Raw genomic sequence first — 15,542 nt, 5'->3', positions numbered from 1 at the left:
AAACCAGACAAAAAAAGATAGTCTAAATGATGCAGAAAACAGCCTTAGCAATGGGGATGAGAACGGTGGAATCGGGGAGGGGTTCAGGTAAAAAAAACAGACCTCACAGAAGTAAGGTCCGTCCCTCTATCTCATCCGCCGGGCACTTGCGTTCAGGCGCGCATTTCGGATGACCTGGTTGATGACTTCCGAAAATATGAGCCCGATGGCAATGGAACCGGAGATCATGAAGGCTTTGGCTGCCAGGTTGATGGCTGCATTGTAATCGTTTTGGACGAAGTTTCTCATGGCATCGTACGCCAGTCCCCCGGGTACGAGGGGGATGATCCCGGCAACAGAGAAGATGATGACCGGGGTTTTGTACATTTTCGCAAACACCTGACTGACCACAGCCACGACAAAGGAGGCAAGTAACGTGGCAAGAACGGTGTCGGTTTCATTTAAACTCATAAGTATGTAAATGATCCACCCAAGCATTCCGACGATTCCGCATTTAAAAAGGGACTGCTTTGGAGCATTGAAGATAATCCCGAATGCAGCGGCGGAAATGAAGCTGGTCACTAATTGCTCGATGATGTGCATTCCCTTTTCACCCCAATCTCACTTTACGTCAATGTAAACACGACAGCAATGCCCGTGCCAATGGCAAATGCCGTTAAAAAAGCTTCCGCGCCCTTTGAGAGACCAGAAACCAGGTGACCCGCCATCAAGTCCCGGACCGCATTGGTGATCAGGAGACCGGGAACAAGGGGCATCACAGATCCGATGATAATCTTATCCAATTCCTGCCCGATGCCAAGCTTTACAAAACCGTATGACACCATGCCGATGATGAAGGAAGCAAGAAACTCCGCGAAGAACTTTATCGGAACGAGGCGATGTAAAAAAATCAGGCTTGTAAACCCGACGCCTCCCGTGATCAAAGCAGGAATGAAGTCCTTCCACATCCCCTGGAACATGATGAGAAAGCAACCACTTGCAATCGAAGCCGCGGCCACTTGAATCAGGAAGGAATAAGATAAATCGGACTGATCCAGCTTCTCAAGGGCGTTGTATGCTTCTTCAAGGGTCAGATGCCCTTTACTGATCTGCCTTGAGATACTGTTCACGAGGGTCACTTTCTCAAGATCCGTAGACCTCTCATTAATTCGGATCAGCTTCGTTTTGGTCGGTTCTGAGGTTTCAATCGAGAAGATGATCCCAGTGGGGGTCACATAGCTATGCGATTCCGATATCCCATAAGAAGCGGCGATACGCATCATCGTGTCCTCGACGCGATACGTCTCCGCCCCACTTTGAAGCATGATCTTCCCCGCCAGCAGGCTGACCTCCATAATGTCATATCTTCTTATCATTTTTGCTTCCATACGATCTCTCCACACGTACTATTTTTTGAATAGGTCTAGTTTATAGGAAAGCAGTGGTGTAAGCAATGAGGAACGGGATGATTTTAGTGGATTTCATTCTTCCCCGCTCCTTGATAGAAAAAACCGACCCTATTAAAGGATCGGTCGATAAGATTTTACGATGCCTTTCGGCTGATTTCCTGTTGATGCGACTGCACTTTGATCAATCTTGGTGCCATATTTGCTATGAACACCAACACTATGGAGCATAAAAATGCCGAACCCAACATGGTGATTCCGTTCATGACGAAAGAGAATAGCAACGGGGACATATCGTCCGGTGCATACTCGGCAAAGAACACGAACCCGGCGATAAAATGCCAGAAATAACGGGCAAGGCTTCCTGCAAATGTTGCGATCACTACCCATAAGATCGCTTTGGATCGTCGGCTGCTTCCCAGTGCGTCCTGTATCCTCCCCGCAAAAAGCCCGGCAAAGCCGATAAAAGCAAAGGCGATGAAGTACTCAATCACCATTTGAACCGGGGTCGCAATCCACGCATCCCCGAGGGCAATCTGAAGGATCCCCCATAAAAAGCCTCCTATCAACCCTGCTCTCCATCCTCTTCGATAGGATAATAGAAAGATTGGAACCATAGCAATTGAAATCGAGATACTCGGTGATAGCTTAATAGAAGGCAGCATATCGAGAATGACTGCAAAAGCCGCCATCAACGAAGCTTCAAGCAATACGACAAGTCGAGTGTTTTTCATAACAAAAATCCTCCTTATGTAATAAAACGAAACCATAAGGAGGGAGAATGAAATAATCGAAATAAGCACTATGATGCCTATCTTCCACATCCCTACGCTAGTCCTAACTAACAGGTTCAGAGGGTCAGAACAGATTGTTCACTCTCAGCTTTCGCTCCCCTTGTGGTACCGTTTATAAAGTTGTTATGGTTTATTATACATGAAGAATGATATTTGAAAAGCATGATAAGGAACTTTTTCTTAAGGTGTCTCACTAAGAGGATCATGAAGGATGATGACGGGCATTGACTTAGGGGTGACCATAAATCCATATACCTTACCATCTTTGTCCTTATACGCTACAGAATAATCTCCGAACTGGGGTGAGAATTCGACGTTTTGGTATTCAAGGTCAAGTTCCTGATATTTCAGGCTCACATACAGGTTGGTGGCGATTCTTGCCGTCAGATGTTGTACAGTGGAAATCCGGTTGGCTACTATTATGAGGATGATTGCGAAACAGAGTAACATGACTTTCTTTGTCCTGGACAATCTGATCATTCATCAAGCCCCCTTTTATTTCTCATAACTACTATACTCTTATACTCTCTATTATATACCTATTCACTGAACCATGACAAAAGAGCTACTCTAATGAGGTGTGTCAAAATACCCATTTTTAGCAGCTCTTTTAAGTTTTAAGATTAAATATGAAATTATAATCCAACCTATCATTTATGTTTGAGCTCTGATATTTTACATCCTAAACAACTGTTTAACCTATCCAAGCCAGACCAATCAACGTTTTCACTTACTAATCAAACGTTTGTTTAGTCGTCTAACATCTCTGTCAGGCGTGAAATCTGGCTGTGAAGTTCGTCGATTGGAACGAAGCGTGCTTTTCTGACCATTTCTTTGCCGTCTACAAATACGATGATGACGGGCACGGTGAAGATGGAAAACTCTCCTGCTATTTCCGGGATTTCTTCTGCATCGGCATGGATGGATCTCACAGATTTGAAATCCTTCAACATCTCTTCCACCTGTGGCAGGAGTGCGTGACAAACAGAACAATCGGGCCTTGATATGTATAGCAGTAGCAGTTTCTCAGCTTCCAGCTTTTCATGGATGGCTTTCAGTGAATGAACTTCTTCCATTTTACGGTCTCCCTTCTGAATTATTGTACCGATTGGGCAAGTGATCACCCTGTCCGGTCTTGATATACATACAACTTCCCGTTGGAGGGTCTCCTGAACGACGGTCCAGTAAATCCCCGCTTTCGTAATTCTTTTTTCATAAATATCATGATTCCCCCATGACCTACGATGAGCACATCTTTCCCTTCCTGGACGACCCTATCGACCACAGCACGGATCCTCTCTTCGATTTCCCGCTTGCTTTCAGGCTGGGACCGATGATTGAACCACCAGGCGAGCCTTATGAATGCTAAATGAAGGAACAGCGGCAGCTTCCTGTCAGACCGGAATATGGGAGATAATTTGATTTCCCTCAGTTCCTTTAGAAAGGTAATTTCTCCTTCATAAACCGTTTCAGCCGTTATTTGAGCCCTTGATAAGTCACTGGAATAACAGCTTTTCCATTCAATATCTTTTAGATCAACTGTATTGCTTTCTACGCCTGAGATATCATATTCTTCCACCCACTTCATCAGCTCATCACTCGTTACATACGAAGCAGGATAACCCCTGGTTACTTTAAAATGCCTTATAAGACCAATCTTCATACAGATCCCCTCCCCCTTCCATTATACTAGTTTATGGAAGGGAAAAGGCATGCGCTTTGGGCGCATGCCTTCTGATTAATCATCCTAAAGAAACGTCCAGAATCATCATCACGACAAAACCGAGCATTAATCCCATTGTAGCCAAGTCCGTACTTCCTGAAGATTGCGACTCAGGAATCAGTTCTTCGACGACGACGAATATCATCGCTCCCGCCGCGAAAGCAAGGGCATAAGGCAGCAGCGGCTGCACCATCAGGACGGCAGCGGCTCCGATCACGGCTGCAATCGGCTCTACGATGGCTGATAGCTGACCGTAATGGAAGGATTTCAAACGGGACATCCCATCTCCCCTCAGCGGAATGGAAAGAGCTGCCCCTTCAGGCATATTCTGAATACCGATTCCGATGGCAAGGCCGATGGCTCCCACTAAGGTTGCGTCTCCGAGGCCAAGTGACGCAGCACCGAAGGCAACACCGATGGCAAGACCTTCCGGAATATTATGGAGGGTGATCGCCAGGAATAATAAGGTCGATTTTTTGAATTTGGTTGGAGGTCCTTCGGCTTTTTCCGATTCGTTCCCCAAGTGTAAATGCGGTACGACAAAGTCTAAAAGTCTAATAAATATGCCGCCAAGTAAAAAGCCGATGGCAGGGGAAAGCCATGGTATCTGACCGTTTTGCTCACTGAACTCTATTGAAGGCGCAAGCAGTGACCAAAACGATGCTGCGATCATGACTCCAGCGGCAAACCCGAGCATCATGTTCAACGTATGCTTTTCTATTTTCGTAAAGAAAAACACCGTGGCTGCTCCAAGGGCCGTCAGCCCCCATGTCACCAGACCGCCGAACAGCGCCTGCATCGTAGGATTAAATCCACTTAACCAGTCTATGAACATACGAACCACTCTCCTCCGATCAACATTTTGAATACTACCATCTTGCATCAAGGAAACTTTCTTTGTCAAAGGAAACGGCATACTACCTATTTACCAGTGCCCATTATTTTTCTATATATATGTCATTCGCTTGAAATGGTGTATGTATCGTTTATACTTTCCATACAACCATGGGGGATATACAAAAAACGCCTCTGCCTTATAAGACAGAGACGTGCTTCCTACTCAACCCTTATGGCTGTTTTCCATAAGATCAGGTTGAGGACGAATAGAAGGATGAGGTAGCCCGGAATACCGAATGGAATCTGCAGGGCCAGGTAATGGAGGCCAAAGAACACCCCTACGATGAGATAGAAGGGCAGCACCTTCCAGCTGTCACTTTGCTGGATACCTTCGAAACTTTCTGTAAATGGCAGTGTCCCCCTCATTAAGCTCAGACAAATTACGGTGAATATACAGGCACTGACAAAGACGATGATGATTTCAGGGATCACGCGGTACCCAAACAGGATGATGAAGACAATGCTTATGATGGCATATAGCGGAAGGAACAGTTTCATAAGAAAGGCCTTCAATGTCCCTTTGTAGATGGACACACGGCTCGCGACTGGTGCTACTTTGTACACCCAGGATCCCTTGTATTTCCCTGAATAACTGAGCATCATCACGACTGTCGGTATGACGATGAAGCTTGAATAGATCGATAGGTACATGCTTGAAGTCAGGAGATCTTCCCTTGTTCCATCCATCAATCCATTGAAGATGAATATAAACGGCATGATGATGGCAAACCCAAGGGCGGGATACACCTTCAACTTAAATTCCCTTTCATTTTTCATCATATAATGGGCGAACCTGTAAAATGCCCGCTCTTCGCTCGACTTGGATAATACCTTCATGAGACCATCCCCGAACCGGATACGGGCTTTCTTCTTCTTACCGCCATGGGAAGATAATTTCTGAAGATTCTTCTCAAATGTCGGCAATGCTTTCACATAAACGATAAGAGCAAGGAATGGGATCAGTACCGCGGTACATGAAAGAATCAGGATCATGGTCTGGTGATTACCGTTCAGGAACCATTCAAACGGAGCTCCGAACCAGATGGGAGGCAGAAAGATATTCCACCAATCCGGTGTAAAAGAGATCGTCAAATCCACAAATTCAAAGGAACGTGCCACCACCTGATATCCTACGGCAAGTCCGATGGATAATCCGATCTGCACATAGTTGATGATATCCTTCAGTTTTTCCCCATCAAAATATTGAAGGATAAAATAATAGAGCATAGCCGTAAATACAACGATGAAGATGTTCATCAAGATGATCCCTGCCAGGAAAATGAAAAAGAAGGAAAGACCTTGATTGATCAACCCTACGACCAATGGAATGGCGGTCAGGGAACCCGTCAGGAAAAACAGATAAATAAACACATGAAGCATTTTAGCCAGGCTGATGGTTTTCCTTTCGACAGGCTTGGTAAACAGAATCGTATGATCCCGGATGTCCAGAATGACGACTGAGAAATCAGAAATCATCGACGTCATGACGATGAAAATAAGTACGGTAAAGGTGATGCTCATCTGAAAAACATATTGATCTCCCATCACAATGAAAGGAATGACGAATAATCCAAACAGCGCATATACCCAGAGGGATTTAATAAAACGGTTTTCATCCTTCCCTTTCTTCCTTCCTTGCTGTTGGAAGATCGTAGGCACACGCCTTTGATCCATCGTCAGCTTGACTTGAAGTATCTTTCTCAACAACCTGTAATCGAATCCAAGCCTCGTAAACAATCCTTGAAACCAATCCAGAAACAATAGGGTACGAAATTCCTTCATTCTTACACCTCTTGCACAACAGAAACAATTTCCGCTGCCGTTTCTTTATGCTCATTGAATCCGGTTAATTGGTTGAAGATTTCCTCCAGTGATCCTTCCATATTCTGATTCTTCAATTCTTCAAAACTGCCATCCGCCACGATTTGGCCGTTATGCAAAAGAACGATACGGTTGCTGATCTTTTCCACAACATCCATGATGTGAGAGGAATAGAAGATGGTTTTCCCCTTTGCGGCAAGCTGGGAGAGGAGCTCTTTAAAAATCATGACCGAATTGGCATCGAGTCCATTGATGGGCTCATCCAAAAATAAAACATCGGGATTATGTAATAAACTCGAGATGATTAGAATCTTCTGCTTCATCCCTTTTGAATAAGATGCGATCCTTGATTCATATACTTCTGATAGTCCAAACAATCCGATGAGCCTCTCCGCTTTCTCCTGCGCCTTTTTTGGTTCCATTCCGTATAGTTCACCCATGAATGTGAGGTACTCTTCTGCTGTCAGGTTATCATAAAGATCCGCCATCTCAGGCACATAACCTATCCGTTTCTTATATTCTACGGAACTACCGGATATATCTTCACCGAATAGCGTCACTTGCCCCGAACACCCTTCTTCAAGGCCGAGGATGATCTTGACCGTCGTACTTTTCCCGGCACCATTCGGACCGATATAGCCGATGATCTGTCCTTTATACACATCCAGCTGGACACCCGTCAACACTTCCTTACTACCAAACTTCTTCTTCAAATCCCTTATCGACAAAATCGGTTCACGTACGTCCATAAAAATCCCCTTTTTCCTTTAGATATGCCTATATGCTAACATAAATTCCATTTTATGGTGAGAGGTTCATGTGATAAATAAAATAACGAATCATTGTGGACGTTCTCCTACCCATGCGCTTTACGTCTGTCCTCATCCATTCAATATTAGCTATAAGGTTAAGACTGTATTTAGTGTTGAATTACTATGATGTTTTACAAAAAGTTATTTCTGAAAGTTTATTGGATTTTGTATCATCTTTAAAAATTGGTACTAAGTTGATTGGAGTGGAAGGATGCTCGCTTTCCTCACCGCCAGCCCCGAGGAAAGCGAGCATCCTGGAACGGAAATCAACTACTGCTTTCTACTAAAACATTACAACAAACTATTTGAAATTTTTTTCATTCCCCCCTTCCCAAACTGGCAGAACTTGTTATATACTTTAACTGTATTAAGACACATAGTACACTACACACAGTCGGGAGGGTGGATATGTTTGAGCTTGATTTAAGAAGTCGTAAACCCATCTATGAACAATTAGTCGAAAAGCTTAAAGAATTAATCATCAATGAAGTGCTGAAGCCGGACGAACAATTACCTTCGGTTCGTACCCTGGCACAGCAGCTGACCATAAATCCAAACACAATCCAAAAAGCCTACAGGGAACTCGAATCTCAAAGATTCATTTATTCTGTGAAAGGACGGGGTAGCTTTGTTAATCCTTCAAGTCACATTCAAAACGCGGAGAAAATCATGAAAGTAAAAGAAGAGTTGTCTAAACTTTTGTCTGAAGCCCTTTACTTGGGGATCACAACGGAAGACTTAAAGCAGATGATTGCAGAAATCGAGGCAACGGTTGGGGGTAATCAAACTGATGATCGAGATTAAATCCATAAACAAAGCCTTTGAAGGCACAAAAATCTTACATGACATCTCTTTCTCTGTTCAAAAGGGATCGATCTACGGCCTGCTCGGATCGAACGGTGCGGGAAAGACCACTTTGTTGAAGACCATTGCGGGAGTGTTAAAGCCTGAAAGTGGAGAGGTGTCCGTAAACACCCAGCCCGTCTATGAAAATATCCCGACGAAGGAAACCCTGTTTTTCATTCCTGATCAACCGTTTTTCTTTGCTCATTACTCATTGACTCAAATGGCCCGTTTTTACCAGAACACTTATAGCCGTTGGGATGAGGATCGTTTTCAATCATTGAGTAAATTATTCGGGATTGATCCTCATAAAAGCCTTCATAAATTCTCTAAAGGTGTGCAGCGGCAGGCGGCTTTCATCCTGGCCCTGGCCACTCAACCCGACGTACTGATCCTGGATGAACCGATGGACGGCCTTGATCCCGTTGTCAGAAAAAAAGCCAAAAGCGTACTGATTTCAGAAGTTGCCAACCGGGACATGACCATCATCATCTCATCTCACAATCTCCGGGAAGTGGAAGATATTTGTGATCATATCGGAATTTTGCATGAAGGGGAATTTTTACTGGAGAAGGAACTCGATGATTTGAAGTCCGGCATTCACAAAGTACAGCTGGCATTCAAGGGGGCGATTCCCGAGCAGCTCTTTAGTGATCTTGATATCCTGCATAACGAAACGAGGGGAAGCGTGTCCCTCTGTATTGTCCGCGGCGACGAGCAACGGGTGAGGAGCTTGATTCAGCCCTATCGTCCAGTGATCTTTGACTTATTGCCCCTGACACTTGAAGAAATTTTTGTTTATGAAATGGAGGACGTCGGATATGCCATCCAAAACATCATGGATCAATAAAGAAATCATCGTTCAAAGCCTGCGGAATGTTGGATGGGTCGGCATAGTCTACTTTATTGGACTTCTCTTTTCTTTACCCGTCGACATTATCGGTCAGTTATCCAAGGATCAACAAAGGTACCAGGTTGCGATTTATGAAAATCTATTTAAAATGCAATACCCGATCCAGATAGGATTGTTGTTGATTATTCCAGTGATCCTATCCTTGTTCCTATTTCGTTATCTGCATGTGAAACAGGCCGGGGACTTCATGCACAGCCTGCCGATCACCCGCAGAAAATTATTTTTCCATTTTACCGGGACAGGGTTTGGGATTCTCATCCTTCCGGTTCTACTGAATACCGTGATATTACTTTCCCTTTATTCATTCACGGACCTTCAGCAATATATAGGGGTTCAGGATATTTTTGTATGGGGCGGCATTACGATACTTATGAGCGTCCTCCTGTTCACAGCCTCTACATTCGTTGCCATGGTAACGGGACTGACAGCCGTTCACGGTGCACTGACTTATATCCTGCTCCTGTTGCCTGCAGGGATGTTTATGCTCGTGTGCTACAGTTTAAAAAATCTGTTATTCGGATTTCCTGAGGACTATTTCTTTAATGTTCAAATCGAGAAATACTCACCGCTCATTAAAACGGTGTACCTAGAGAACGATCTCCTGTCCGGTACGGATGTCTTGTTATTCATCTTGATCACTCTCGTATTCTATGGTTTCTCATACGTGTTATACAAAATAAGAAAAGTGGAGACTGTCTCCCAGGCGATTGTATACCCTTTCTTGAGACCGTTGTTTAAATATGGTATCTCCTTCTGCTTCATGTTGCTCGGCGGGATGTACTTCAATGGAATTTATCAGTCCCAAGGCTGGACCATATTCGGATATTTCTTCGGTTCCCTCATTGGTTACTACATCGGTGAGATGATTTTACAGAAACATTGGAGAGTATTCCGTCAATGGAAGGGATATGCAGGATTTGCAATCGTCATTGTTCTTCTGGGCTTTATCATTCAGTTCGATCTGTTTCAATATGAAGAGAAAGTACCAGAATTGGCAGATGTAGAAAAGGTTCATGTCAGTCAGAGCTATTATTCCCTGACGGATAACCCTGAAAATCTGATAAAAGACCCTTTTATGACTGATCCGAAAGCGATTGAAACCGTCCTGAATCTTCATGAAGCGATTGTGGATCATCAGAATCATAAAAATAGAGCAGATGAGAAAAACGAGCAGATCTTTCTCTATTACAAAATGAAGGACGGCAGCAAAATCGTACGGAATTACCTGATTGATATAGAAGATGTGAGATCTCAGTATGCTTCCCTTTATGAAATGAAGAATTATAAGGAGAAAACCGAACAACTTTATGGTGTCGACTCAGATAAAGTCGACAAACTCACCATTTATAATGAGATGGGGAATAAACCTGCCATCACCATAGCAGATCCCGCAGATATCGAGGAAGCCATCAATATCCTAAAAGAAGAAACGTACGATGATTCCTTTGAGAACCGCGACAAAATCAATCTATATAATGTTGAATTCCTAATGTCCAAGGACACTTGGGCAAACACCGGCGTTAAAAAGAACGATAAGAAGTTCATTGCATGGCTCGAGGATAAAGGATACTTAAAAGATCTTAAGATGACGGCATCTGATATCGAATGGATGTATGTGACGCAGCCAGTTGATTACAACGATCCTTTCTCTCAACCTGTGGAAGAGGCGGTCCTCGAGTTAAAGAAAGAAAACAAGGGAATCGAAGTGAAAGATGCGGAACAGATCGAATCCATTATGGATGAGCTCGTATACGATCATATGAATAATGCGTACACCGTCATCATCAAGTACAAAAACCAAGGATCCATCCAGACTCTTGGGTTACAGAAGGAAGATGCCCCTTCCTTTATCAAAAGAGAACTGAACGATTGATTATAGAAAGTCGAGGTGACCATATGGACACACTAAATACATCTTCATCTCCTCTGAACTTCGAGGAGATGTATGAACAATTTCACAAGTTGATCTATCACATCGCTTACAACATAACGAAAGACATTCATTTATCAGAGGACGTCAGACAGGAAACGTTCCTGAAAGCTTATATTAAAATGGATACTCTTAAAGACCCGGCAAAAATAAAAACATGGCTCACTGCGATTGCAAAATGTACAGCCATCGACATCTTCCGCCAACGATCCAAGCGCAATGAAATCTGCCTAGAAGAACATGTTGAGTTCCATTCCATAGAGGATCACCGCTCCCTGGAAGATGAAATCGATGCCCGCTTCCTTAAGAGCAGCATTCAGGACCATATCACACGTCTTCCATTCACACAGCAGGAAGTCATGGCACTGAAAGTCATGGAAGACCTGAGTGACAGTGAAATCGCCACAAAGCTGAACCTGCCCCCTTCAACCGTGAAAACCCGCTTTCACCGGGCCAGGAAACAGTTGTATTCGATTGTTCAAACGAAAGTATCCGCATAACAAAAGGAGCCTCTGGGAGGGCTCCTTTTTTGAATGCATAAGTTTAAGCCACGGATAAAAAGATGTATTTTATGTATTAGTTTAGTAGCATTTTTAACCTTAATCATTGACAGCCCTTCCAATAGGTTACAAAATAGAAGAATAAGCCAATTTCAAAGGGAGAGTTTATGGATACACATTCGCCTCATTTATATGAATACTTAGTCGATCACGCCTTAGAATTTACAGAAGACTGGCTCCGATTCCAGAATATTAAAACGGGATCACATTATTCTCTTGACTCTCCTCCTGAGGTTCTGAATAAAGTCAAAGAACAAAACTCCAATTATGTTAAGGTCATTGCAAGATGCCTCTTACTTTCGAATGAGGAATCAAAAGAATTGATTTCTAACTGGACGAAGGAAACGGCAACCGACCGCAGCAAATCCAGTACAACCCTCGATGAAGTGGTGCGAAACTCAGGTGTTTTCAGAAGGGTGTATTGGACGTATGTCGAAAGATTCACAGAAGAACATTCTGAATTAAACATCCAATTAAAAGAGGTATTTGAGTGGGAGCGAAAGATTAACTTCGCCTTGGACTATGTGCTGGAAACGTTCACTTCGACATTCCTTGCAATCTTAATGAATAGGCTGCAGGCTCAGTCCACATTGATTCAGGAATTAAGTACACCCGTCATTTCTTTAACCTCGGAAGTAGGTCTGCTTCCGATCATTGGGGATATTGATACAACCCGTGCCCGAATGATCATGGACTCAACCCTTCAGCAAAGTGCAGATGCCCATCTGTCCATGCTGATCATCGACTTGTCTGGTGTCGTATTGATGGACACCATGGTGGCCCAGCAGATCTTCCGCCTCATCGATGCCTTGAATCTATTGGGAGTGAGATCCGTCATCACGGGTATCCGACCTGAAGTCGCCCAGACAGCGATCCACCTCGGCCTCGATTTCTCCACCATCCATACAGAAAACTCCCTGGAACGGATCATAGCCGAAGTCATCCAGGAAAACAGCAGCTTTTTGCACAAGTAAGTTTTGAACAAAAGAAAAGACTGATTCATCCGAGGGTGACCTTTCGAATGAATCAGTCTAATTATTTTATGAAAAATGATGTGAAGCCTTGTAGCTTGCCTTCACCATGTATTCATGCTGAAGAAGTTTCACCTCAAACAGGGTGATCGGATCGAAATATTGTTCCGGATTTGCTTTCATTTTCTTCAATGAATCCTGATCGGATGCGATCGCCGCTTCCGTATCCTTGATCGTTACCTCCAGTTGCTTGAACGGCTCCGCGAAGAATGAATGAACATCCTGCTGCAGAGATTTCTCAAATAAATCAAACTGAAGGAAGAACTTGTGAACAACGGAAGCTGTTATATCCTGATAGTCTTCGTTCTCCAAATAACGCTTGTACTGGTTGTATAATAATGACTTATTCTGCGGCAGTACCCCAAGTAGCTTTCCTGCGCTTTTCAGAAGGAACTGAGCCGGTTTAAACCGCAAAAGGATATTCTCTTTATCGATTTGTGCCCTCGTTCCCATTCTGCTGACGTCCCTGCGCCAATCATCAACCACTTGAAAGTCGCATTGTAAAACGACTTTATCTTTCCCGAATAGTCCGTTAAACGTTTCACTCATTTCATTCAAGTAGTCCTGGCTGTCCTGCAGCTCTTGTTTTGAAAAGGCAAGCCATTCCTCAAGGGACGTGACGTAACGAGGCATGAGATCGTCCTGGATATACTCTTGGATCCTTGTATTCATCGCATCATTTAATTCCGTATGGATTTGTTTGAAATCACTTTCTTCGCTGATCAATTCCGAGCAACCACTGAGTATCGCAGGGATTTTCTCAGAGATTTCCTTCTTCATGGCTTCCTTCTTTTTATGGAAGGAATCCTTGATGATGGAAACCTTATCGCTTTGCATGTCTCCCAAGTAGTTCTCAAATCCGTTTAGACGTGTGAGGATATCCTCATTTTTCTCAATACCCTCTTTCAACTCTTTTTCATGATTTTTACGTTTGGAGTATAGATCCCTTAACGTTTTTCTCACTAAATAAAATAATTTGCTTCCACGCTCTCCCTTAAGGGCACCGCTCTTCACATGATAATAATCCCTGAGGAACGTCTCCACATCTTTACGCTGAAGATGTACGGCTTCGAGGGACGAATAAGGCAGCACCTCTGCATCCGGGAACCATTCACGGGCTTTGTTCCGTGCAGATTCAATGATTTCTTCCGTTCTCTCTGTGTGGGATACTTTATCCATCTTATTTAATAAGAAATGTACGTTCACAGGCTGTCCGATTTCCGCTAATTTCCGTAAGGTCTGACGGTCTTCTGCATTAAACGGAGCATCGGCATTCAGGACATATAATAACCCATCGGCAGCAGGATAAAAAGCAGTCAAATCGTCAAGCTTCCTCTTACCCGTTTGAACATCGATGAGGGCCGTTCCATTTTTCTTAAGGAACTCTGAAGGTAGCTTATACTCGACAAAGGCTTCCCGCTGCATCAACTCTTCGAAGTCTGCAATGCTTTCCACCTGGTGGACCCCTTGGTCGTGAATCTCCTTCACTTCCACCTGCTGATCATGATAGCTGTAGATGATCGTTGAATCTTCTGCTTCTCCCACACTTTCACCCAATACGGATTGGACGAAGGAGGACTTTCCACTTGATGCACTTCCTGCAATCAGTAGATGATGTTCACTCAGGTCCATCAACTGCTCTGCGATCCACAGAGTTTTGTAACCTACAGAGGCGTCATTCCTTTCGGCCCACTGGATGATTTTATTTAAGAACAGAATGACGTCTTCAAAGCGGGCCTGATAGGAATTCTCCTCTAACAGAATCATTTCCGCTTCTTCCGTCACCATTGGTTCGATGCTGTAGGAAAAGACATCGTTCCAGGCCAGAACGGCTGCTGCCGGAAATAGCGGCTGCTGCTCCCTGCTCACCTTCAACCAATTCGTCAGCATACTCGGCATGAAGCCTTCAAGGTCTTTCACAAGGTAGTCACCTTCAAGGAAGCCGATATATGCCTCTTTAAAGTGGGAAAGGATTTCCTGCCAGGATTCGTTCGGAAGGATCTCCACATATTCAAAGATCGTATTCACCGTCAGCATCCATTCGATATGGGCAGCCGAGTGGCTTCTGTAACTTGCCCAGAGAGCAGATACGAGATCTTTAAATTGTTTACGGTCTTTCTCATACACGGTGATCAATAGATCATAGAAATAATCCGGAGCAAATGACCTTGTGTAACCTTGCTCACCATACTCTCTTAAAATCATGAACCATGCAGGTTCCCTCGTTCGGATCGATTCCTTCACCGCCAGTTCCACCGCTTTATTCCAGTCCCCCTGCTCCTCATAAAAAGACCTTGCCAGATCCGTGACATTTGGATAATCCGGTTCGATCGATAAGGCTTTCTCAATCGTATGGTAGGCAGATTGGATCTTGTTCCTCTCAATGTAAAGGGAGAATAATTGCAGGGACACCTCCATGGTTAACATCGTACTATCGGTTTGGATGGCTGTGTATACATCCTCGGCCGATGACAGCATTCCAAGCTCATAGTAAGAATCCGCAATGTTCTTCTTAGCCCATGGTTCCAGTTCGTTCAAAATACTTTCCCATTTGAAGATGGCCGCTTCATAATCCCTGCTATGAAAATAAACTTCCCCTTGGGCATAGCGGATGTATGTTAAATCATACGGTTCGTTTTGCTGTTCTTCGACAAATGCTCCTCCAAGTACTTCTATTGGATGACGGTTCGTGTCCTGATCTACTAAAAAAGTTCGATAAAATGACTTCTCCATCAGTAATTTTTCTTCTGTCATAATGTCCTCCGTTATATGTGGGACTCCCTTGCCGGAAACCTCACAGACTTGTCTATTTCTCTCATTCTAACAGAATTTC

At 43.8% G+C, this 15,542-nt stretch carries 15 protein-coding genes and 1 riboswitch; of the genes, 5 read left to right on the top strand and 10 right to left on the bottom strand.

Going from position 1 to position 15,542, the window contains the following annotated elements:
- Nucleotides 1–126: 126 nt before the first annotated feature.
- From AC0VXY_RS02130 to AC0VXY_RS02090, 9 genes are all read right to left on the bottom strand, one after another.
- Nucleotides 127–582 carry a threonine/serine exporter family protein gene (locus AC0VXY_RS02130; RefSeq protein ID WP_061809986.1) on the bottom strand — a complete coding sequence of 152 codons (456 nt, stop codon included), beginning with the start codon at nucleotides 580–582 and terminating at the stop codon, nucleotides 127–129.
- A 23-nt stretch (nucleotides 583–605) separates the two neighbouring features.
- Nucleotides 606–1,367, bottom strand: coding sequence for a threonine/serine exporter family protein (locus tag AC0VXY_RS02125; protein ID WP_435993786.1), 762 nt, complete (start codon nucleotides 1,365–1,367; stop codon nucleotides 606–608).
- A gap of 155 nt (nucleotides 1,368–1,522) precedes the next feature.
- Entirely contained in the window at nucleotides 1,523–2,119 is a 597-nt protein-coding gene (thiT, locus tag AC0VXY_RS02120; protein ID WP_435993788.1) for an energy-coupled thiamine transporter ThiT, read from the bottom strand.
- A gap of 72 nt (nucleotides 2,120–2,191) precedes the next feature.
- Nucleotides 2,192–2,290, bottom strand: a riboswitch (TPP riboswitch).
- A 69-nt stretch (nucleotides 2,291–2,359) separates the two neighbouring features.
- Nucleotides 2,360–2,659 (bottom strand): hypothetical protein, encoded by a 300-nt coding sequence (locus AC0VXY_RS02115; RefSeq protein ID WP_435993790.1) that lies wholly within the window; start codon nucleotides 2,657–2,659, stop codon nucleotides 2,360–2,362.
- A 269-nt stretch (nucleotides 2,660–2,928) separates the two neighbouring features.
- Nucleotides 2,929–3,255 (bottom strand): thioredoxin family protein, encoded by a 327-nt coding sequence (locus AC0VXY_RS02110; RefSeq protein ID WP_475526737.1) that lies wholly within the window; start codon nucleotides 3,253–3,255, stop codon nucleotides 2,929–2,931.
- Between the two features lie 44 nt (nucleotides 3,256–3,299).
- A complete protein-coding gene (locus AC0VXY_RS02105; protein WP_435993794.1) occupies nucleotides 3,300–3,842 on the bottom strand; it encodes a histidine phosphatase family protein in 543 nt (180 codons plus the stop codon).
- A gap of 79 nt (nucleotides 3,843–3,921) precedes the next feature.
- Entirely contained in the window at nucleotides 3,922–4,737 is an 816-nt protein-coding gene (locus AC0VXY_RS02100; RefSeq protein WP_475526736.1) for a ZIP family metal transporter, read from the bottom strand.
- Nucleotides 4,738–4,958: 221 nt separating this feature from the next.
- Nucleotides 4,959–6,581, bottom strand: coding sequence for a hypothetical protein (locus AC0VXY_RS02095; RefSeq protein ID WP_475526735.1), 1,623 nt, complete (start codon nucleotides 6,579–6,581; stop codon nucleotides 4,959–4,961).
- 2 nt (nucleotides 6,582–6,583) lie between these two features.
- A complete protein-coding gene (locus AC0VXY_RS02090; RefSeq protein WP_475526734.1) occupies nucleotides 6,584–7,369 on the bottom strand; it encodes an ABC transporter ATP-binding protein in 786 nt (261 codons plus the stop codon).
- Nucleotides 7,370–7,840: 471 nt separating this feature from the next.
- Here AC0VXY_RS02090 and AC0VXY_RS02085 point away from each other — a divergent pair, with 471 nt between their 5' ends.
- From AC0VXY_RS02085 to AC0VXY_RS02065, 5 genes are all read left to right on the top strand, one after another.
- A complete protein-coding gene (locus AC0VXY_RS02085) occupies nucleotides 7,841–8,236 on the top strand; it encodes a GntR family transcriptional regulator (RefSeq protein WP_034760902.1) in 396 nt (131 codons plus the stop codon).
- Nucleotides 8,223–9,125, top strand: coding sequence for an ABC transporter ATP-binding protein (locus tag AC0VXY_RS02080; protein WP_435993803.1), 903 nt, complete (start codon nucleotides 8,223–8,225; stop codon nucleotides 9,123–9,125). The genes AC0VXY_RS02085 and AC0VXY_RS02080 overlap by 14 nt, the downstream gene beginning before the upstream one ends.
- Nucleotides 9,097–11,061 (top strand): hypothetical protein, encoded by a 1,965-nt coding sequence (locus AC0VXY_RS02075; protein WP_475526733.1) that lies wholly within the window; start codon nucleotides 9,097–9,099, stop codon nucleotides 11,059–11,061. Before AC0VXY_RS02080 ends, AC0VXY_RS02075 begins: the two co-directional genes overlap by 29 nt.
- A gap of 23 nt (nucleotides 11,062–11,084) precedes the next feature.
- Nucleotides 11,085–11,618, top strand: a complete 534-nt coding sequence (locus AC0VXY_RS02070) for an RNA polymerase sigma factor (protein WP_475526732.1) — start codon at nucleotides 11,085–11,087, stop codon at nucleotides 11,616–11,618.
- Nucleotides 11,619–11,785: 167 nt separating this feature from the next.
- Complete coding sequence (locus AC0VXY_RS02065) at nucleotides 11,786–12,652, top strand: STAS domain-containing protein (RefSeq protein WP_475526731.1); 867 nt, start codon at nucleotides 11,786–11,788, stop codon at nucleotides 12,650–12,652.
- Nucleotides 12,653–12,718: 66 nt separating this feature from the next.
- Here the strand turns inward: AC0VXY_RS02065 and AC0VXY_RS02060 are convergent, their stop codons facing one another.
- Complete coding sequence (locus tag AC0VXY_RS02060) at nucleotides 12,719–15,463, bottom strand: GTP-binding protein (RefSeq protein ID WP_475526730.1); 2,745 nt, start codon at nucleotides 15,461–15,463, stop codon at nucleotides 12,719–12,721.
- Between the last annotated feature and the right edge of the window lie 79 nt (nucleotides 15,464–15,542).

It is taken from the genome of Rossellomorea sp. QJM3NY_18, from assembly GCF_056173145.1.
Note: the sequence above shows the minus strand (reverse complement) of the source record. Positions and strands in the feature narration are given on the sequence as shown.